Genomic DNA, 20,027 nt, shown 5'->3' on the forward strand with positions numbered 1-20,027 from the left:
GGCCGACATAGCTTCCCGCCCTCAGGTCACGAACTTCAGCAGGTCGTCGCGCTTCGCCTCGTGGAAGTGGTGTCGGAGCGCCTCCTTCAGCGCCTCCACGTTCCCCCGCTTCGCGCTGATCGGCGCGATCGTCTCCGTCCACTGCTGCCACGGGGGGTAGAGGCCGAGTCGGTCGCAGAGTTCGTTCAGGCGCTCGTCGCGGTCGTCGACCTTGTCCATCTTGTTCACCGCGACGACCGCGGGGATCCCCAGCTCTTCGAGAAAGTAGAACATCTCCACGTCGTGGGGGATCTCCTCGTCGTTCGTGTGGCGGTCGATGATCTCGACCGCGCTCTTGCCGTCGACGACGAGCACCCCGGCGAGGATGCGGTCGGCGTTGTCCTCGACGTACCGGACGATGTCGGTCTTGATCTGCTCCCGTCGGCGCTCGTCCACGCCGGACATGAAGCCGAAGCCGGGGAGGTCGGTGAACATGAAGTCCTCCGACGCCCAGTCGAAGTGGTTTGGCTCGCGGGTCACGCCCGGCTTCTTCCCCGTCGTGAACCGGTCGTGGCCGGTGAGTTCGCGCATCAGCGTCGACTTCCCGACGTTCGACCGCCCGACGAAGACCACCTCGGCCCCCCGGTTCGGCCGCTCCTCGAACATACGCCCTCTATTCGGCCGCGCGGGATACCTCTTGCGAGGCGGTGAGACTCAGTCCGCCGGCTCCACGTTCTGGTTCGTCCGGAACAGGTTCGTCGGATCGTACTCGCGTTTGAGTTCGGTCAGGCGCTCGTAGTTGTCGCCGTACGCCGACGATTCGTCGTCTTCTCCCTCACTGATGAAGTTCACGTAGGTCCCGGCGAGCGCGTACGGGGCCATCGCGTCGTAGAACTCTCGCGCCCACGTCACGCACTCGTCGTCCCGCGCCGGATCCTCCCACCGAGTGTGGACGTTCATCACGTACTCGGCGTCGCGGTGGGGGTACGCGGTGGCGTCCGCGGGGACGCGGGTGACGGCCCCGCCCAGCCGCGCGAAGGCGAGTTCCGTCTGCGGCGACGGGAGTCGCGCGGCGTACTCGACGGCCGTGTCGATGGCCTCGTCGGTCAGGTCGGCGAAGTTGTGCGACTTCCAGTAGTTGCGCGCGCCGGGTTCGAGCAGCGGATCGAACGCCTGCTGCCACTCGACGTATCGGTGGGGCCCGATCACGTCGGCGATCGGATCGCCGAACTCCCGAAGCGGCTCCATCCTCGCCTCGCCCGCCACCGGATCGCCCGCGTAGAAGGCGGCGAGGACGAGCACGTCAGTCCCGTGTACGTCCTCCGGGAGGAACGGCAGCGGTGGTGCCTTTCTGAGGACGAACCAGACGACGAGGTCGTCGGGCACCCCCGCGTTGAACTCGCGAACGAATCGGAGAACGTCCGCCGCGTCGTCGTGCGGATGCACGATCAACCCCGAGAGTATTTCGGGGCCGACGTCGTGGAGCCGGAATTCGAACGACGTGACGATTCCGAAGTTGCCGCCGCCGCCGCGGATTCCCCACAGGAGGTCCCGGTTTTCCTCCTCGCTCGCGCGAACGAGCTCGCCGTCGGCGGTGACCACGTCCGCCGACGCGAGGTTGTCGACCGTCATCCCGTACTTGCGCGAGAGCCAGCCGAATCCGCCGCCGAGCGTGAGCCCCGCGATCCCCGTCGTCGAGTTGAACCCGACCGGCGTCGCGAGGCCGAACGCCTGCGTCTCGTGGTCGAATTCGGCGAGCGTCGCCCCCGGTTCGACTCTCGCGGTCCGACGGGACGGGTCGACGCGGACCGACCGCATGGACGAGAGGTCGATCACGAGGCCGTCGTCGCACACCGCGCTGCCCGCGACGTTGTGCCCCCCGCCCCGAACGGCGACGAGGAGGTCGTTCTCGCGCGCGACGTTCACCGCCTCGATCACGTCCGCGACGCCGGCGCAGCGGGCGACGACCGCCGGACGTCGATCGATCATCCCGTTCCAGACCGACCGCGCCTCGTCGTAGCCGACGTCGTCGGGGCGGAGCAGGTCCCCGCGGAACCCCGCGCCGAGTCGGGCTATCGCGCCGTCGTCCGGCGTCTTGGTGTGAATTGACATAGCATATCACGACACGTACGTCTCGGAAGGGTAAATACGTCGACCGTTTTCGTCGGGGGGAACGTTCCCAGCCGTTATCGCGATTCGTCCATGCGTCCGCGTCGCTCGGCGGTGAGTCGAACCCGGTGAGGGGACGGACCGAGCGCGTGCGTCGCCGCCGCGGTCGATCGTCGACTGCTCCCTCGGCGTCGTAGCCGTGCGGGAACCGACGACCGCGAGGCGTAGCTTCTACCCCGCTCGGCGAGAAGGTCGGCCCGATGGACAAACAGCAGTTGCGCGAGCGGATCTGGGACGAACTGGAAGCGCGCGGCGAAGCCCGGTTTCCGTACCCGCCGCACGGACGGATCCCCAACTTCGCCGGGGCGAAGGAGGCGGCGGAGCGACTGACGGCGAACGAGGAGTGGCACGGTGCGGACGTGATCAAGTCGAACCCCGACGCGCCGCAGCTTCCCGTCCGGCGGCCGCGCTGCGACGGGGGAAGACGGTGTACATGGCCGTCCCCCGGTTGCGGGACGAGGAGTGCTTCCTCCGGCTCGATCCGGCGGAGATCGAGGACGTAGATCACGCGGCGACGATCGGCGGCTCGTCCGAAGTCGGCGACCGGGTCGGACCCGAGGAGATGGAGTCGGTGGACCTCATCGTCTCGGGCAGCGTCGCGGTCACGGAACGGGGCGCGAGGATCGGCAAGGGCGAAGGGTACAGCGATCTGGAGTTCGCGATCCTCCGCGAGTTCGGCCTCGTCGACGATGAGACGACGACCGTCACCACCGTCCACGAGATCCAGGTCGTCGACGAGGCGGTGCCGACGTCCGACCACGACGTGCCGATGGATCTGCTCGTCACCCCCGATCGGACGGTTCGGACGACCGCCTCGGGATCCAAGCCGGCGGGCATCGCGTGGGACGAACTCGACGACGAGCGAATCGAGGAGATCCCGGTTCTGGGACGGTTGCGGCCGCGGTGATACGCGCGACGATTCGTCGTAGGGAATCGTCGCTCGCGGCGGTCGTGCGACCCCGAGGGCGGAGTGTTTCGAGCGTGGAACCGTGCGAAGAGGAGGTGATGACGCGTCTCCGGAGCGTTCCGAAACGGGGCAAGGTTTTTGAGGGCGTATATACCAGATATACGCATGGTGAAGACCATCCGAGTTCCGGATGAGTATCACAGCTGGGTAGCCTCGCACAAGCGCGAAGACGAAACGATGGCCGAGACGCTCCGCCGACTGACGCGGGCACCGCCGCCGGTGGAGCCGGTCCTGTCGCCCGAGGAGGCGGACGACCTCCGCGAGGCGATTCGCCGCCGGCGAGACGCGTCCAGAGGTCGTCGGGCAGCGATCGCCGCTCGGCTCGGCGAGGCCGAGATCGACGTCGAATGATCCTCGACACTAGCTACCTTCTCGCATTACTGGAGCACGACGAGGCGGCGTTTGACATGGGCATGACGATGTACGAGCGGAGCGTTCCAGCCCGCGTCTCCGTGACGTCCGTCTTCGAACTCTTCTACGGTGCTGCGCTCACCCTTGATGACGAAGAACGTCGGCAGGTGCGGAACGTCTTGATGGGCTATCCGTGGGTCCCGATAGACGACGAGATCGCGCGGCTCGCGGCCGAGATGGTCGCGGCGGCGGATCGGGATGCGGGCGGCCCGGAACAAAGCGGCGTCGAGGATAACGACGCCTACATCGGCGCGACCGCTCGGGCGTACTCCGAGCCGGTGCTCACGAGAAACGACGCGGATTTCGAGAAACTGGGCGTCGATGTCGAGACGTTCTGAGCGCTCTTGCTCCGTAGTCTTTCGGTCTCGTCCAGGGTTTTCTTGTCGCTGTAACCGTCTCGATGAGGAGGGAAAACCCACACGGGACCGAAACGCCCGTCCGACCTCGCCGCCGTCAGCGACATCCGCGGACGAGGCCGTTCGTCACTCCGGCGGCAGTTCCCTGTCGTAGTAGTCGCCGCGCTCGGGGATCTCCTCCGCGTCGTCGGGATCGACCTCGAACACGGATTCGTCGGCCGTGCCGTCGACGACGCTGGCCATGATTTCGAGCGCAAGCCGGGAGAGCTTCCCGTTGGACTTCTGGTCGACGCCGCCGCGGATCTCCACGAGCACGCTGCCGTACCCTTGCAGGCCGTAGCTGTTGCGCGCGATGCCGGGGTACGTGCCGCCGGGGTACTGACTCGCCTCGGCGTAGCCGAACCGCGAGACGTGGTCGTAGGCGTGCCGCACGAGTTGCTTCGAGAGGTCCTGTGCGTCCGCCGGCACGCCCTCCGCGATGGGCCAGTACAGCGACGTGGTGATCATCCTCCCGTCGTCGGTGACGTACGTCCCCTGGTTGTGCACGTCGACGACCCACAGCGGATCGACCTCGGCGACCGCGTCCACGACCGCCTGCGCCTCGGGGACCGGGTTCTCGGGGTACTCGTCCGGGCGGTTCTGATACAGCGTGCTCTCCGTCCAGTCCGGCCAGTGGTAGCGGTTGACGTCCCAGCCGACGCCGGCGTCGAACGACGTGAAGAAGCCCTCCTCCGTGTCGCGAGCGGGCGCGTCGGGGTCGACGTTGTACCGCTGGAACAGGTCCGGCTCGGACCCGTCGGGGTTCGCCCGCGGGATCACGTTCACGGTCACCTCGTCGAGCAGGTCGTCGGCCTCGCCGCTCCCGCTCGACAGGTACTGGAGCATCGACAGCGCCGCTTCGGTCCCGTGCGGTTCGTTTCCGTGCTGTTGCGTGACGAACATCACGTCCGTGTCGCCGCTGCCCACCCGCGCGAGGTGGATGTCCCGTCCCCGGTTCGAGGTGCCGACGGACTCCAGGGAGAACTCGCGGGCGCTCGTCCGCGCTACCTTCTCGAGGTCCGAAACGAGTTCCTCGTAATCGCGGAACGCCTCCACCTTCCGCGGTTCGTTCTCCGTGACCCACGGTCCCCCCGGGACGATGTGATTCTCCCGCTTTGCACCGGCGACGCCGCTGAGTAGCGCTCCGCCGAACGCCGCCCCGCCGAACGTCTTCAGTACGTTTCTTCTATCCATCACTACCATAAGTTGATCTACTAAATATTATACTTTTATCAAAATAAGTGATAGTAACCGATGCGTGGGTGTTGGTAACAACCTCGACTCCGGTCGGCGAGCGTCGGCGGCCCCCGTTTATTTGCGCTCGGGTGCGAACGTGAACGCGTGCGACTCGTAGAGGTCCTGATTCCGACGGGGAGGCGAAACGCAGTACTCGACGTGCTCGACGACGAGGGGATCGATTACGCCCTCACCGACGAGGCCAGCGGGCGCGGATTCACCGCGGTCGTCACGTTTCCCCTTCCGACGGGGGCCGTCGAACCGGTGCTCTCGCGGCTCCGCGACGCCGGCATCGAGGAAGACTCGTACACGGTCGTCGTCGACGCCGAAACCGTCATCTCGCGGCGGTTTCAGCGGCTTCAAGCCCGCTTCGAGGAGACGGAGGAAAACGGCGGTAGCAGAATCGCCAGAGAGGAGCTTCACGCGCAGGCGACGGAGCTCGAACCCGAGTTCGACACGTACCTCGCGATGACCATCATAAGCGCCGTCGTCGCGACGGCCGGCGTGTTGGTGGACTCGCCCGCGGTCGTCGTCGGCTCGATGGTGATCGCGCCGCTCGTCGGTCCCGCGATGGCGACGAGCGTCGGATCGGTCGTCGACGACCGCACGCTCTTTCGCCGCGGCGTCCGCCTGCAGATGCTCGGGATCGTCGCCGCCACCGTCAGCGCCGCCGCGTTCGCGTTCCTGGTGAAGCTGACCGGCATCATCCCGCCGACGCTCGACCCGTTCACGCTGCGGCAGTTCGCCGGGCGACTCACTCCCGACTTCCTCTCGCTCGCGGTCGCGCTCGGGGCGGGGGCCGCCGGGGCGATCAGCATCACCTCCGGCGTCTCGATCGCGCTCGTCGGCGTGATGATCGCCGCCGCGCTCGTCCCGCCGATCGCCGTCGTCGGCATCGGAATTGCCTGGAACCAGCCGATGACCGTCGTCTCCTCGGGCGTCCTGGTGCTGGTGAACGTGCTGTCGATCAACCTCTCGGCGCTGGCGGTGCTCTGGTACCGGGGCTACCGACCCGAAAACTGGCTCAGACAGGACGAGGTGCGGAGTGCGACGTTCAAACGCATCGCCGCGCTCGCGGTCGCGATCACGATTCTGTCGGTGTTTCTCGGCGGCGTCACGTACACCTCCCACCAGACCGAAGCCTACGAGCGGGACATCGAAGGCACGGTGCACTCGGTCGTCGAGTCGCCGCCCCACGAGGGGTTTTCGGTGCTCGACGTTCGAATCGAGTACGACAGCCAGCTTCCCTTCCGCGAACCGGAACGCGTGGTGGTGACGGTCGGCCGACCGGTCGGCGAGACGTCGCCGGAACTCGCCACGACGCTGTTCGACCGCCTGGAATCGGATCTGTCCGCGCCCCCCGGCGTCTCGCGGTCGGACCCGCCGCTCGACGTGCAGGTTCGGTACGTCGACGTGCAGGCGGCGACCGACGACGGACGTCGAACCGGTTCGCCCGCGGGCGGTAGCGGGTAGGCGCACGCGACGAGTGCGGCGGCAGTGCGGCGGCGGGTGGGCGCGCACGGCAGGTGCGGCCGCGTCCGGCGCGCGCGCCGGACGCGGCCCCCCGCCGGTCCGTTCACCGACGCGCCGAGATCGGCTCGCCGTGTAGCGGAACGTCGAAGTACCGCTCCTCGTCCACCTCGTCCAGCGTCCCCTCGGCGAGCGCGTCGAACGTCTCCCAGAAGCCGACCTTCGTCGCCTCCATCATCCGTCCGAGCGCCTTCTGTCCGATGTCTCCTGTCTGGTAGGACACCTCGTAGAGCATCCCCGGGGCGTCGGTGTGCGGCGTGAGCGAATCGAGATACGACCCCCAGAGTGGCCCGTAGCCGTAGCGCGTGATGCTGTCGAACACGCTGTCGCCACGCTCTGCGAGCGCGTCGGCGACGAGCGCGTTCATGCGGAGCGACCGCGCGCTCGTCTCGTCGTCGATGAACGGGTTGACGACTCGCTCGACCGGGAGGTCGGGATCCTCGTAGGGTGCGCGGTCGCGGTAGGCCGGGCCGTACGCCGCCATCACGCTCATGATCGTCTGCTTCGGCGGCTCGTTCCCGTCGTCGGAGTCGGGGACGAGGTACCCGCCGGACTGGTGGTGGTGCGTGATGGCGAAGTCGGGGTCGGCCCGGAGGTACGACTCGGTGACCGCGCGCACCTCGGGGGCGAGTCGGAGGCCGCTGCTCCCCAGTTCGTACCCCTCGTACGGCATGTCGAGAAACGCCTCGTCGCCGTCGACGGTCCACCACTCCTCGCGGTCGTCCGTCCGCGGGTCGAACTCCGAGGGCGGTCGGATGTTGAAGTCGCGGTTCATGTCGTACCCCGGTTCCGTCCCCTCCGGCGACGCGTAGTGGTAGTACGGCTCGTACCTGGAGTCGCCCTCCTCCCACGCCTGCGTGTTCGTCCGCCGACCGACCCACTCGTCCCTCCCGTCGTCGTCGACGTCGTACTCGTACATCGCACCGTCGGGGTTCACCCGCGGGATCACCGTCAGCGTCAGCTCGTCGAGGATCCGCTCGATCCGCGAGGAGCCGCCGTCCGCGAGGTCCTTCAGAACCTTCAGCGCGACCTCCGTGCCGACGGCCTCGTCGCCGTGGATCTGGGTGATGAGGTGGACGTTCGTGTCGCCCTCCCCGACGGTCACCTCCCAGATCGGGTCGCCGGCGTCGGCCGACTCGCCGATCTGTGCCAGCCGGATCCGGTCGCTCCGGCCGTCGAGTTTCCGAAGCGCCTTCGTCAGCTGTTCGTTCGTGTGGAACGCGTTCAGGTTGATCGAGCGCTCGGAACCCTGCCGCGGCCCGCCCGGTCGGTACGTCCCCCGCCGGTCGCCCGATTCGTCCGCGCTCGCCGCCCCGGCCGCCCCGAGGCCGAAAAGCGCCGCACCAGTCGATCTGAGGTAGGTTCGACGTCGCATTTTACGACTACCTGTTCTCAAATACGAATTATAGACGTTTCTTAACGTATCTGGCACGACCCTCTCGAATAGTAGCACCTCGTCGGAACTCGACTCAGCGGTTCTCGCGGCTCGGGAGGTCAGGCTCGAAGCCGACCGCCCGGATCGCGAGGTCGAGCACGCCGTCCACGTTCTCGCCCTCGGCGACGCTCATGTAGGCGTCGGCCTCGACGTCGGTCGATCGATCGCTCTTGTTGCAGACGGTGATGACGGGCACGTCCGCGCCCTCGAAGCGCGCGGCGACCGCGTCGCGGAGTTCGAGTTGCGCGTCGAGCGGGTAGCCGCACGCCTCGCTGGCGTCGACGACGAACAGGACGGCGTCGGCGAGGTGGGAGAGCGCGCTGACGGCCTGCCGTTCGATGTCGTTTCGCTCCGCCTCGGGCCGGTCGAGCAGCCCCGGCGTATCGATTATCTGATATCTGATGTGGTCGCGCTCGAAGTGGCCGATCTGGACGCCGCGGGTGGTGAAGGGGTACTCGGCGATCTCGTTTTTCGCCCGGGTGACCGCGTTGACGAACGACGACTTGCCGACGTTCGGGTACCCGGCGACGACGAGCGTCGGTTCGTCGGGGCGGATGTCGGGCAGCGTCTTCAGCGCGTCGCGGGCGTCCCCGACGCGGCGGAGATCTGCCTCGACCTCCTCTACCACGTCCGCCATCCGGGCGAACGCCTGCTTTCTGTGCTTTCGGGCCGTCTCCGGGTCCGTCCTGCGGAGCTTCGACGCGTACTCGTCGCGGATCTCGCGGACCTGTCGGCTCGCCCACCCGACCTCGGAGAGGCTCTGCCGGAGAATGTCGACGCCGCCCTCGCCCTCTCGACCGCCGAACGACCGCTCGTTCTTGAGGACCACGTCGGCGAGTTCGTAGTAGAACGGGTCGACGAGGTCGAAGTCCGGCCAGTCGGTGACGACGTTCTCCAAGTTGTCCGAGAGGATGTTCGACGCCGTCTGCAGCATCGACTGCTGGGCTTCGAGGCCCTGCTTGGCCCGCCCCGCCCGCGCCGCGCGCGAGAACGCCTTGTCGATGAGTTCCTCCGACCGCGGCGTCGTCGGAAGTCCTTCGAAAATCATGTGCTCGGGCTACTCGCCACGGGGCTAAAAGCCCGTCCGTTCGTCGGTCGTCGACCCGTCCTCTCGAACGGTTCCGCCGCCCGCCACGGATCCTTCTGCCGTGCGGCTTTCTCCGCGTGCCTTTTCACCCCGGCGAGCGTATCCGCACGCATGACTGATTGGCGCGCGGTCGGCGTCGGCTTCGTCGTCCTCCTCGTCGCGGGGGCGATCGGCCTCTCGGTTCCGCTCGTGGGACAGATCGGCGCGGGGCTCCTCGGAGGCTTCGCGGCGGGCTACCTCGCCGGCGGCGGCCTCGGTCGCGGCGCGTGGCACGGTCTCCTCGCGGGATCGATCACCGGCGTCGTCCTGACGGGTTTGCTCGCGCTCGTCGGGAGCGCGGTCGGCCTCGGTGCTGGGCCCGTGGGGGCGTTCCTCGGCGGGGCGGGCGTCCTCGTCGTCGGCCTGTTCGTCACGCTCCTCTTCGCGCTCGACAGCGCCCTCGCGGGGGCGCTGGGGGCGGCGCTGAAGGGCTGACGCGCTCGCTCACCCCCTCTGCCGCGACGCGCGGTTCCCGCCGGTGACCGCGAGCGTGTTCGCGATCAACCGGCGGGTCGCACGTCGGAGGCGGCCGCTCGCCGCCGCGCTCGATACCCCGAGGTCGGTGGCGAGTTCGTCCAGTGTGAGACGTCGAGGCTCGTCGAAGTACCCGCCCCGAAACGCCGTCACGAGCGCGTCCCGCTGCGGCTCCGTGAGTCCGTAGCTCCGATCGGACTCGAGTTCGACTTCGGTTTTGATTCTGTCCACGCCGAGTTCGATTCCCCGTTCGCGGAGGTACCGCTGGAACCCGGAGATGCTCTCGTTGGTCGGAAACCGGATCTCGAACCGCCACTCGCTGTCGTTCCCGATCGCCTCCACGAGCGTCGCGTCCGCGTCCGTGATTCCCTCGACCAGCTCGTCGACGTATCTGCCCCACCTCACGTGGTAGAGCACCCCGCCGTCGAGCCGTTCGACCGGAATCAACTCGTCGATCTCCGGCTCCTCCCGGGCTTCCCGCTCGAACGACTCGTAGTCGCCGCAGTTCCACGCGAAAAAGAACGGGAGCCGTTCGGCTCTCGTCGGCACGGTCCGTTCGAGCTCGACCACCATGTCCGTGTCTCGTTGAAGCGCTCTGCCGAGCGCGAACTCTGCGGCGGGTACCGAAAACTCCGCGACGATGCTCATAACCGATGGCATCGCCGCACCGACTGATAACCCTCGCGGCTACCCGTCCGGTGTCGACACTGTCCGGAATCCGTTCGGATCGTCCGTTCGGGTCGTCCGTTTCCACGTCAATCGACCTTCGCTTCGGCTTCGAGCAATTCCCGGTACCGGTTGCGGATCGTGACCTCGCTCACGTCCGCGACGTCGCTCACCTCCCCCTGAGTCGCCCGCTCGTTCGTGAGCCGGGCGGCCGCGTACATCGCGGCCGCGGCGAGTGCGACCGGGTTCTTCCCGACGTGGACCTCGCGTTCTTTGGCCGCACGGAGGAGCGCGCGGGTGCGGCGCTCGGTCTCGTCTGAGAGGTCGAGCTCCGACGCGAATCGGGGGACGTACTGTTCGGGGTCCGCGGGCCGCATTTCCAGGTTCAGCTCGCGCACCACGTAGCGGTAGGTGCGGGCGATCTCGTCCTTCTCGACGCGGGAGACGTTCGCCACCTCGTCGAGGCTGCGGGGCGTGCCGGCCTGTCGTCCCGCCGTGTAGAGCGCGCTCGTCGTGACGCCCTCGATCGAGCGCCCGGGGAGCAGATCCTCGTCGAGCGCGCGGCGGTAGACGACGCCCGCGGTTTCGCGGACGCTCTCGGGCAACCCGAGCGCGCTCGCCATCCGACTGATCTCGCCGAGCGCCTGCTTGAGGTTGCGTTCCTTGTGGTTTCGGGTGCGGAACCGCTCGTTCCACGTCCGAAGCCGTTGCATCTTCTCGCGCTGACGCGGCGAGAGCGCGTTGCCGTACGCGTCCGCGTCGCGCCAGTCGATGTTCGTCGACAGCCCCTCGTCGTGCATCATCTTCGTCGTCGGTGCGCCGACCCGGGACTTCTGATCCTTTTCCGCCGCATCGAACGCGCGCCACTCGGGACCGCGGTCGATCGAACCCGCCTCGACGACCAGCCCGCACCGCTCGCAGACGGTCTCGCCGCGGTCGTCGCTCACGAGCCGGCCGGGACACTCCGGACACTCCTCGGTCGATCGCGACGATTCCGTTTCGGTTCCGATTATCGCGTCTTCGGACTCTTCGCCGTCGGTCAGGGTGCGTGTCACTGTCATAACGATCTGATTCCGTCCGCCGGGTCGATTCCGCTCGGACCGCCTCTCCGGTCAATCCGGGGTCGAGCAGGAATCCGTCGTCTCGCGAACGTAGCGGGTAGTATCCCGTCGGCGCTCGTCGGTCGACGTACCGTGCTACCCGCGGTCGGTTTTGGGACGGAGCGCGGATAGGCACCCGCGCTAAGGGATTAAGGGATTCATTAGGCGCGTGGACCGTCAGAAAAGACGATGACTGTTCGGCGACCTACCCGCGAATGGTGAGCACCCCGTCGTTGACGGTGACCTCGTGGGCCTCGGCCGGTACCTCGAACTCGAACTGCTGACCGCCGAGCACGACGATCGCCGTGTCGTCGACGACGTCGACGGACAGCTCGCCGACGGCCGGCCCGAAATCCGCCGCGATGACGGTGTCGCCGTCGTAGTCGTAGCGGCGGATCGCGACGTCCCCTCGTCTGTTCGCTTCGGCCTCGAGTTCGCGGGGCGTTTCCATACCGGAGGAATCGACGCGGACGAGTGTAAAGTCTCCCGCCGACCGGGTGAAAATACGGGTTCGCCGTCGCCTCGACGGCGCGCTGTGCGACGCCGTGAGGGGTTCGAACCGGTGACGACTACGTTTCCGCGTCCGTTCCGCGGTCCAGATACTCGCGCTGGACGGCGATCACGTCGCTCGAATCCGAGCAGTCGGCGTAGCGCCGCAGCGGTTCGTCGTTCAGTTCGAGGAACGTCTCGCCCCACCTGAACTTCGAGAGGATCTCCTCGGCAGCCTCGCGCTCGCCGAAGATCGCGAGCCCCGCGGCGAGCGCTTCGACCGTCGTCAGGCGGAGGGGACGCCCGAAGTTCACGGGGTTGGCGGCGACGAGGTACGGGAGGGCGCGGTGGACGCCCGGGAGCGAAAAGCGCGCCCTGCTCGCGGTCTCCCACGAGCAATCGAGGGCGACGAGCGCGTCGGCCTCGTCGCGGTCGGCGGGCGAGAGCGCCCGCTCCGCGTGCGGATTGAGCACGACCCCGTACGGCGTCTCGCGGTCCGTGCGGTGGAGCGCCGCGAGGTCGAAGCGCGCGAGCTTTCTCGCCGTGCACTTTTCGGGGTCGTCGTCGCCCTCGTACCTGATGTGCAGTTCCACACCCGGTGAATGCGTCGGGGGATCAAAAGTGCCGCGCTGTTGACTCGTCTTTTGACTCGTCTCATCGCCCCGTCCCTCGTTCCATCGGTACTATAGGCCGTCCCGCGCCAGTGCGAGTATGGACCACGCAGACGTCGCCCGGTCGTACTACGACGCGCTCGACGCGCACGACTACGACCGGCTGTCGTCACTCCTCGCGCCCGGGTTCGTCCAGCGGCGGCCGGATCGAACCTTCGAGGGCCGCGAGGCGTTCGTCTCGTTCATGCGCGAGGGTCGCCCGCAGGCGGACACGACGCACGAGGTCGACGCGCTCTACCGACGCGAGGGTGACGAGGAGGTCGCCGTCCGCGGACGGCTGTTCGACGCCGACGGCGAGGAACTCGTCGCCTTCGTCGACGTGTTTCGGTTCGACGGCGGGCGGGCGGTCGAGTTGTGGACGTACACCCGTTGACGCTCCTCACCGGCGTTTCGGACCTACTGCGACCGCTCCAGCCGTTCCCGGCGTCGGTCGTACTCCTCGTCCGACAGCTCACCACGCGCGTACGCCCTGCGAAGCTCTTCGAGCGCCGAGTCGGTCTCGTTCCCCGTCGCCGCCCGGTACAGGAGGTATCCGACGGCGAGCAACAGGGCGAGGGGGACGAGCCCGCCGACGAGCATGAAGAGCGGCCAGCCGCCGAATCCGGCCCCGCCGCTCGGGCCCATCATCCACCACCCCATCATCGGGACGCCGAAGCCCGTCATCATCAGGATCGGCACCGCGAGCAGCGCCACGAGGACGACGATCGCCAGTCTCCCGAGCGTTTCGACTGTTTCTGTCATACGTTTGAGTACGCGCTCCACGGCTAAGTTCGTGACGCCGGTTCCTCGCTCGTGGGAGACGAACCTCCCCGCGCTCAGTCCCGCTTACCCGCGCCGACGGCGCTCTCGCCGACCGGTTCGCGCCCTTCGATCAGCTCCGTACCGTTCATGTACGGCCGGAGCGCCTCCGGGACGGCGACGGTGCCGTCGTCGTTCTGGTAGTACTCGAGGAGGGCGACCATCACGCGGCCGACGGCGGTTCCCGACGCGTTGAGCGTGTGGAGGTACTCGGCCGACTCGTGGCGCTCCGGGCGGTACCGCAGCCCCGCGCGCCGGGCCTGGAAGTCCTCGAAGTTCGACGCGCTCGACACCTCCAGCCACCGACCGCCCATCTCCGGACCGTCGTCGGCCGGCGTGCCGGGGGCCCACACCTCGATGTCGTACGTCTTCGCCGAGGAGAACGTGAGGTCGCCGGTGCAGAGGTCGATGACTCGGTAGGGGAGACCGAGGCGCTTCAGCACCTCCTCCGCCTCCTCGACGAGGGCTTCGAGCCGATCGTAGCTGTCGTCGGGCTCGACGAAGTTCACGAGTTCGACCTTGTTGAACTGGTGGACGCGGACGATCCCGCGCGTCTCGGTGCCGTGCTCGCCCGCCTCCCGGCGGAAGTTCGGCGTGTACGCCTGGTGTTTGAGGGGGAGGTCCTCCCGCAGGAGGATCTCGTCGGCGTACATGTTCGTCACGGGAACCTCCGCGGTCGGGCAGAGCCAGAGGTCGTCCTCGTCGTACGCCTCGGTCTCCGAGCCGCCGATTCGGTACGCGTCGTCGGCGAACTTCGGGAGCTGCCCGGTGCCGGTCATCGAGGCGCTGTTGACGGGGATCGGCGGGAAGAGGTCGACGTACCCCTGCTCGCGGTGGACGTCGAGCATGAACTGGACGAGCGCGTGCTCCAGCATCGCGCCCTCGCCCTTGAGGAAGTAAAAGCCCGATCCGGTCGTCTTTGCCGCGCGCGCCTCGTCGATGATGTCGAGTTCCTCGCCGAGGTCGTAGTGTGGGACGACCTCGTCCGGAAGGTCGCGGAGGTCGTCGAACCCCTCGCGGCGCACCTCGACGTTGTCGCTCTCGTCGTCGCCGACGGGGACGCTCTCGTCGGGGACGTTCGGGATCTCCAGGAGCGCGGCGTCGAGCTCCGCCGCCAGGTCGTCCGCGCGCGCTTCGACCTCGGCGAGTTCGGCTTTCAGCTCCTGCGAGCGCTCGATCGCCTCCTGGGCCTCCGCGTCCTTCCCCTCGGCCTTCAGTTGGCCGATCTCGCCGCTGACCTGGTTGCGCTCGTGGCGGAGGTCGTCGCCCCGGCTCTTCGCCGAGCGCCACTCCTCGTCGAGTTCGAGCACGCGGTCGAGATCCACGCCGTAGCCCCGGGCGTCGAGCGACTCGCGTACCTCCTCCGGGTGGTCCCGGAGATACTGCCTGCTGAGCATTTGCCTCACGTTCCGCCGGACGGGGGAAAACCGTATCGCATCCGTGTGATCCCCTCTCGCGGCGGGACGTGACGCTCCTCTCGGATCCTCGCACGTCGCCTTTCCGCCGACCGAAGCCTTTTGCCCCGGGCCGACGGCCTTCCGCGCATGGCCATCGGCGACGTGAATCTCGTCCCGGACTGCAGCGACCTCTACTACCTCGACACCGGCATGTACGACACCGAGGCGTACGGGTCCGTGTACGTCGTCGACGCGGAGCGCCCCGCCGTCGTCGACACCGGCATCGGGACCAACCGCGACCTGCTCTTCGACGCGCTCGACGAGGTCGGGATCGGCCGCGAGGACCTCGCGTTCGTCCTCCCGACGCACGTCCACCTCGACCACGCGGGCGGCGCGGGCTTTCTCGCCGAGGCGTACCCGAACGCGACCGTGCTGACCCACGAGGCGGGCGTCCCGCACCTCGTCGACCCCTCGCGGCTCGTCGCCGGGACGAGGGCGGCCGTCGACGACCAGTGGAAGTTCTACGTCGAACCGGATCCGGTCCCCGAGGATCGCATCGAGGGGCTCGCCGGCGGCGACGAGATCGACCTCGGCGACCGGACGCTCGGCGTCGTCCACGCGCCCGGCCACGCGCCCCACCAGGTGATGTTTCACGACCGCCGCGAGGACGCGCTGTTCACCGCCGACGCGGCGGGCATCTGGGTGCCGAGCGTCCGCGAGATACGGCAGACGACGCCCCCCTCGCAGTTCGACCTCGAAGCGTGCCTCGACGACGCGAACCGGATCGTCGAGATCGACCCCGACGTGCTCTGCTTCGGCCACTTCGGCCCCCGCGAGTACGACGAGGCGCTGATGGACGAGTACCGGCGGACGCTCGTCGAGTGGGTCGAGGCCGTCCGGGGAAAGCGCGAGGAACTCGGCGACGACGAGGCGGTGATCGAACACTTCCAGGAGCACACGGAGATGGACGAGGTGTGGGGCGAGGAGAAGGCGCGCGCCGAGGAGCGCCTGAACGTCCGGGGCGTGCTGGGGTACCTCGACTACCGCGCGAAGCGGGACGCAGACGCGTAGACGCACGACGCGGACGCGCAAGACACGACGCGTAGACACCGACGCGCCCGCGTCGCGTAGACGACCGCGTGCGATCGGTCCACGGCGGACGCCTATCGCGTCCGAATCGCCTCTCAACTCTTCGCCCGTCGTTCGGCGTTCGTGACGGGTTTTTACGTTCGACGGTCGTACCGCCGCGGTATGGACCCGCGGGACGCGGAAGCGGCGTACGAGAGCGAGGTACTCGGTCGAACGACTCTCCCGGCGGCGTTCGAGGCGAGCGCCGAGCGGAACGCGAATCGCATCGCACAGCGGTACAAAGGGGGCGTGTACGACCGATCGATCGCCCCGAGCGTCGTGCCGAGAGCGCCCGACGGCGACTACGCCGACCTCTCGTACGCCGAGCTTCGCGGGATCGTCCGCTCCCTCGCGGCGGGCTTTCGCGATCTCGGACTCGACGCCGGCGACAGGGTGGGGATCCTCGCGAACACGCGGATGGAGTGGGCGCAGTGCGACCTCGCGGTCCTCGCCGCCGGCGGCGTCGTCACCACGGTTTACACGTCCTCCTCCGAGCGACAGGTGCGGTACCTCCTCTCCGACGCCGGCGCGTCGGGCGTCGTCGTCGAGAACGCCGAATCGCTCCGCCGGGTGCTCGCCGTCGAGGACGACCTCGACCTCGACTTCGTCGTCGTGATGGACGACGTCGCCGACGGGAGCGACGTCGCGGGGGCGCTGTGCGACCGCGACGACGTCCTCTCGCTCGCCGACCTGCACGCCCGCGGCGAGGCGGCGTTCGACGAGGCCGCCCACGAGTCGTGGCTCGCGGCCCGCGACCCCGACGACCTCGCGAGCCTCGTCTACACCTCCGGCACCACCGGGCGGCCGAAGGGCGTCCGCCTCTCGCACTGGAACTTCAAGTCGAACGTCGACGGGTGTTACCGCCGGTTCGGTCCCCGCCGGAAGCGGGGCGACGCGCCGGCCATCGGCCCGCGCGCGACGACGCTGTCGTTCCTCCCGCTCGCGCACGTCTTCGAGCGGCTGGCGGGACACTTTCTCATGTTCGCCGCCGGGTCGACGGTCGCGTACGCCGAGAGCCCCGACACCCTCCGCGAGGACTTCCGACTCGTCCGCCCCACCGTGGCGACGAGCGTCCCCCGGGTCTACGAGAAGCTGTACGACGCCATCCGTGAGCAGGCGAGCGAGTCGCCCGCGAAGGAGCGGATCTTCGAGTGGGCGGTCGGCGTCGGGCGCGCGTACCACGAGGAGCCGTCGCCGGGGCCGCTGCTGTCCGCGAAACACCGCCTCGCGGATCGGCTCGTCTTCTCGCAGGTCCGCGAGGCGCTCGGCGGGCGGATCGACTTCCTCATAAGCGGCGGCGGGAGCCTCTCGCCGGAGCTGTGTGCGCTGTACCACGGCATGGGCGTCCCCGTGTTGGAGGGGTACGGACTCACCGAGACCGCGCCGGTCGTGTCGGCCAATCCGCCGGACGCGCCGAAGGTCGGCACGATCGGCCCGCCGCTCGTCGACGTCGAGGTCGCGGTCGACGAGGCGGTCGTCGGCGACGGGGTCGAGGCGGCCGACGGGCGGGTCGGCGAACTGCTCGTCCGGGGGCCGAACGTCACCGACGGCTACTGGAATCGCCCCGAGGAGACGGCCGCGGCCTTCGTCGACGAGATCCCGGCCGACGGCCTCCGGGGCGTCGGTTCGGTGGCGGACGGTTCGACGGCGGACGATTCGACGGAAGCCGCACGCCGGTCGCGGGATCGATCCGGACGCTGGTTCCGGACGGGGGACGTCGTCGAACTCCGGTCGGACGGTTACCTCGAATTCCGCGAGCGCGCGAAGCAACTCGTCGTGCTCTCGACCGGGAAGAACGTCGCGCCCGCGCCGATCGAGGGATCGTTCGCCGCGAACCCGCTCGTCGAGCAGTGCATGGTGCTCGGCGACGGCAGAAAGTTCGTCAGCGCGCTCCTCGTGCCGAACGTCGACGCCGTCCGCGAGTGGGCCGCGCGGGAGGGGATCGACCTCCCCGACGACCCGGCGGCGCTCTGTCGCGACGAGCGCGTCCGCGAGCGAATCGGACGGGAGGTCGACCGCGTCAACGAGTCGTTCGAACCGCACGAGCGGATCAAGCGGTTCCGGCTCCTGCCCGAACCGTTCTCCGAGGAGAACGGCCTCCTCACGCCGACGATGAAAGTGAAGCGCCGGCACGTGCTCGATCGCTACGCCGACGAGGTGGACGTGCTCTATCGAGGACGAACGCAGGAGAACCGGTAGCGCGCGGAACGTACATCAACGTTTATTCGGGTGACGCGAGAAGCGTAGGCATGAAGCGCGCACCGGGACCGCTGCTCGCGGTCGACGTCGGCGAGCGGACGGCACGAACCGAGGAGATCGACGACGTGCTCGACTCGTTCATCGGCGGACGCGGCGTCGGCACGAAACTGGCGCACGACCGCATCCCCTCCGACGCCGACCCGTTCGGGCCGGAAAACGGCGTCGTGTTCGCCACTGGCCCGATGCAGTTCTCGCAGATGAGCTTCACGGGGCGGATGAGCGCGACGGGGCTCTCGCCGCTCACGAACGGGTTGCTCTCGGCGAACGCGGGCGGCTTCCTCTCGCGGCACTTCACCGGCGCGGGGTACGGCGCCGTCGAGATCGCGGGCGCGAGCGACGACCTCATCGCGGTTCACGTGACGGACGAGGGAGCGACGTTCGAACCGGTGCCGGAACTCGCGGGCGCGACCGTCTCCGAGGTGTCCGCGTACATGGAGGCCGAACACGGGTTCGGGGAGGACCGGATCGCCTGCGTCGGCCCGGCCGGCGAGAATCGGGTTCGGTTCGCGTCGATCATGACGACGGAACACCGCGCGTTCGGCCGCGGCGGCCTCGGGGCGGTGCTCGGCGCGAAGAACGTCAAGGCGGTGACGTTCGCCGGCGACGCCGATCGCTCGGTCGAGATCCCGGATATCTCCGCGGATATCCACCGCGAGGCGGCGACGCGCGACCACCCGATGAAGAAGGCGGGCACGACGAGCGTCACGGAGTACGCGAACCACGTCGGTGCGCTGCCGACGCGGTACTTCTCCGAACTGGAGTTCGAGGGCGTCGAGGGGATAAGCGGCGACCGCGTCGCGGAGAAGAAGTACCGCAAGGGGACGTGTTCGTCCTGCGCGTTCGCCTGCAAGCTGCCGACGAAGGACGAGGAGAGCGGCCTCGAAACCGAGGGGCCGGAGTACGAGACGGTGATGTCGTTCGGGTCGAACTCGGGCGTCGACGACATCGTCTCGGTGATGAAGTCGAACGACCTCTGCGACGAACTCGGGATGGACACGATCTCCTGCGGCGACGTCGTCGCCGCGTACCTCGCCAGCGAGGACGCCTTCGGTGACTCCGAGTTGATCCACGAGACGGTCGAGAAGATCGCCCGCCGCGAGGGGATCGGCGACGCGCTCGCGGAGGGGATCGACCGGTGTCACGAGGAACTGGGCGTCGAAAACTGGACGGCGAAGGGGATGGAGTTCCCCGCACACGACGGGCGAACGCTCAACGGGCAGGGCCTGTCGTTCGCCACGTCGAACCGCGGCGCGGACCACATGTACGCCGAGTTCTACTCGAAGGAGTACCCGCTCGTGAGCAAGGACGAGGCGGTCGACCCCGACGGGCTAGAGGGGAAAGCGCCGATGGTCGTAGAAAAGGAGAACCGAAACGCGGTGCTCGACAGCGCCGTCGTCTGCAAGTTCTCCCGGGACTTCGTCGACGACGACCGACTGGCGACGCTGCTCGACGCCGAGTACGACGACCTCCTCGCGGTCGGCGCGCGGATCGTCGAACTCGAACGCGCGTTCAACAACCGCCGGGGGTTCGACCGCGAGGACGACGCCGTCCCCTACGAGCTTCCCGGGTTCGACGAGGCGCTCGACGAGTACTACGAGGCGCGCGGCTGGAATCCCGACGGGACCGTCCCGGAGGGGGGCGCCGAAACGGCGAGCGCGGACGACTGAGCGGTCGTCACCGCGAGGGTGGAACGACTAAGCGGTCGTCATCGCGCAGGTGAGACGACTGAGCGGCAGTCGCCGCGAAGGTGGGGACGATTCCGGCGTCGCGGACGGTTCGGGATTCGAGGTCGTTCGA

19 protein-coding genes and 1 pseudogene are annotated in these 20,027 nt (G+C 68.3%); 9 read left to right on the plus strand and 11 right to left on the minus strand.

What is annotated here, in order from left to right; genetic code table 11:
• Window positions 1–21: 21 nt before the first annotated feature.
• Together engB and C3L37_RS00440 are read right to left on the minus strand one after the other, a co-directional pair.
• A complete protein-coding gene (gene engB / locus C3L37_RS00435) occupies window positions 22–645 on the minus strand; it encodes a GTP-binding protein EngB (protein ID WP_129112660.1) in 624 nt (207 codons plus the stop codon).
• A gap of 48 nt (window positions 646–693) precedes the next feature.
• Window positions 694–2,091, minus strand: coding sequence for an FAD-binding oxidoreductase (locus C3L37_RS00440; RefSeq protein ID WP_129112661.1), 1,398 nt, complete (start codon window positions 2,089–2,091; stop codon window positions 694–696).
• A 257-nt stretch (window positions 2,092–2,348) separates the two neighbouring features.
• Here C3L37_RS00440 and C3L37_RS00445 point away from each other — a divergent pair.
• The 3 genes and pseudogenes from C3L37_RS00445 to C3L37_RS00455 all read left to right on the plus strand — a co-directional run bounded on the left by C3L37_RS00445 (window position 2,349) and on the right by C3L37_RS00455 (window position 3,864).
• Window positions 2,349–3,055, plus strand: a pseudogene (locus tag C3L37_RS00445) (5-formyltetrahydrofolate cyclo-ligase).
• A gap of 165 nt (window positions 3,056–3,220) precedes the next feature.
• Window positions 3,221–3,466 (plus strand): hypothetical protein, encoded by a 246-nt coding sequence (locus C3L37_RS00450; RefSeq protein ID WP_129112662.1) that lies wholly within the window; start codon window positions 3,221–3,223, stop codon window positions 3,464–3,466.
• A complete protein-coding gene (locus C3L37_RS00455; protein ID WP_129112663.1) occupies window positions 3,463–3,864 on the plus strand; it encodes a PIN domain-containing protein in 402 nt (133 codons plus the stop codon). Before C3L37_RS00450 ends, C3L37_RS00455 begins: the two co-directional genes overlap by 4 nt.
• Window positions 3,865–4,008: 144 nt before the next feature.
• On the opposite strand, the gene C3L37_RS00460 is transcribed toward C3L37_RS00455, so the two are convergent.
• Window positions 4,009–5,115 carry a M14 family zinc carboxypeptidase gene (locus C3L37_RS00460; protein WP_164974623.1) on the minus strand — a complete coding sequence of 369 codons (1,107 nt, stop codon included), beginning with the start codon at window positions 5,113–5,115 and terminating at the stop codon, window positions 4,009–4,011.
• Between the two features lie 147 nt (window positions 5,116–5,262).
• Between C3L37_RS00460 and C3L37_RS00465 the strand changes: the two genes are divergently transcribed.
• The gene (locus tag C3L37_RS00465; RefSeq protein ID WP_129112665.1) at window positions 5,263–6,630 is read left to right on the plus strand and encodes a TIGR00341 family protein; all 1,368 of its coding nucleotides are present in this window, start codon (window positions 5,263–5,265) and stop codon (window positions 6,628–6,630) included.
• A gap of 103 nt (window positions 6,631–6,733) precedes the next feature.
• Here C3L37_RS00465 and C3L37_RS00470 read toward each other — a convergent pair whose 3' ends face one another.
• On the minus strand, window positions 6,734–8,062 hold the full coding sequence (locus tag C3L37_RS00470; protein ID WP_129112666.1) for a M14 family zinc carboxypeptidase: 1,329 nt from the start codon (window positions 8,060–8,062) through the stop codon (window positions 6,734–6,736).
• Between the two features lie 94 nt (window positions 8,063–8,156).
• Window positions 8,157–9,170 carry an NOG1 family protein gene (locus tag C3L37_RS00475; RefSeq protein WP_129112667.1) on the minus strand — a complete coding sequence of 338 codons (1,014 nt, stop codon included), beginning with the start codon at window positions 9,168–9,170 and terminating at the stop codon, window positions 8,157–8,159.
• Between the two features lie 150 nt (window positions 9,171–9,320).
• Here C3L37_RS00475 and C3L37_RS00480 point away from each other — a divergent pair, with 150 nt between their 5' ends.
• Window positions 9,321–9,683: a DUF5518 domain-containing protein gene (locus C3L37_RS00480; RefSeq protein WP_129112668.1), complete on the plus strand. Its 363-nt coding sequence runs from the start codon at window positions 9,321–9,323 to the stop codon at window positions 9,681–9,683.
• 9 nt (window positions 9,684–9,692) lie between these two features.
• Here the strand turns inward: C3L37_RS00480 and C3L37_RS00485 are convergent, their stop codons facing one another.
• From C3L37_RS00485 to C3L37_RS00500, 4 genes are all read right to left on the minus strand, one after another.
• Complete coding sequence (locus C3L37_RS00485) at window positions 9,693–10,370, minus strand: helix-turn-helix domain-containing protein (protein ID WP_164974624.1); 678 nt, start codon at window positions 10,368–10,370, stop codon at window positions 9,693–9,695.
• 107 nt (window positions 10,371–10,477) lie between these two features.
• Entirely contained in the window at window positions 10,478–11,449 is a 972-nt protein-coding gene (locus tag C3L37_RS00490) for a transcription initiation factor IIB (protein WP_129112670.1), read from the minus strand.
• Window positions 11,450–11,693: 244 nt separating this feature from the next.
• Window positions 11,694–11,939, minus strand: a complete 246-nt coding sequence (locus tag C3L37_RS00495) for a DUF7127 family protein (RefSeq protein WP_129112671.1) — start codon at window positions 11,937–11,939, stop codon at window positions 11,694–11,696.
• Between the two features lie 118 nt (window positions 11,940–12,057).
• The gene (locus C3L37_RS00500; RefSeq protein WP_129112672.1) at window positions 12,058–12,570 is read right to left on the minus strand and encodes a DUF367 family protein; all 513 of its coding nucleotides are present in this window, start codon (window positions 12,568–12,570) and stop codon (window positions 12,058–12,060) included.
• A 118-nt stretch (window positions 12,571–12,688) separates the two neighbouring features.
• On the opposite strand from C3L37_RS00500, the gene C3L37_RS00505 reads away from it, so the two are divergent.
• Complete coding sequence (locus tag C3L37_RS00505; RefSeq protein WP_129112673.1) at window positions 12,689–13,021, plus strand: nuclear transport factor 2 family protein; 333 nt, start codon at window positions 12,689–12,691, stop codon at window positions 13,019–13,021.
• Between the two features lie 23 nt (window positions 13,022–13,044).
• Here C3L37_RS00505 and C3L37_RS00510 read toward each other — a convergent pair whose 3' ends face one another.
• Window positions 13,045–13,389 (minus strand): SHOCT domain-containing protein, encoded by a 345-nt coding sequence (locus C3L37_RS00510; protein ID WP_129112674.1) that lies wholly within the window; start codon window positions 13,387–13,389, stop codon window positions 13,045–13,047.
• Window positions 13,390–13,463: 74 nt separating this feature from the next.
• Window positions 13,464–14,843 (minus strand): serine--tRNA ligase, encoded by a 1,380-nt coding sequence (serS, locus tag C3L37_RS00515; RefSeq protein WP_129112675.1) that lies wholly within the window; start codon window positions 14,841–14,843, stop codon window positions 13,464–13,466.
• A 147-nt stretch (window positions 14,844–14,990) separates the two neighbouring features.
• Here serS and C3L37_RS00520 point away from each other — a divergent pair, with 147 nt between their 5' ends.
• The 3 genes from C3L37_RS00520 (at window position 14,991) to C3L37_RS00530 (ending at window position 19,897) form a co-directional block, all read left to right on the plus strand.
• Window positions 14,991–15,914, plus strand: coding sequence for an MBL fold metallo-hydrolase (locus tag C3L37_RS00520; protein WP_129112676.1), 924 nt, complete (start codon window positions 14,991–14,993; stop codon window positions 15,912–15,914).
• Window positions 15,915–16,094: 180 nt separating this feature from the next.
• Complete coding sequence (locus C3L37_RS00525) at window positions 16,095–18,170, plus strand: AMP-dependent synthetase/ligase (protein ID WP_129112677.1); 2,076 nt, start codon at window positions 16,095–16,097, stop codon at window positions 18,168–18,170.
• 50 nt (window positions 18,171–18,220) lie between these two features.
• The gene (locus C3L37_RS00530) at window positions 18,221–19,897 is read left to right on the plus strand and encodes an aldehyde ferredoxin oxidoreductase family protein (protein WP_129112678.1); all 1,677 of its coding nucleotides are present in this window, start codon (window positions 18,221–18,223) and stop codon (window positions 19,895–19,897) included.
• Window positions 19,898–20,027: the final 130 nt, after the last annotated feature.

Source organism: Halegenticoccus tardaugens (assembly GCF_004116405.1).
GTDB lineage: Archaea > Halobacteriota > Halobacteria > Halobacteriales > Haloferacaceae > Halegenticoccus > Halegenticoccus tardaugens.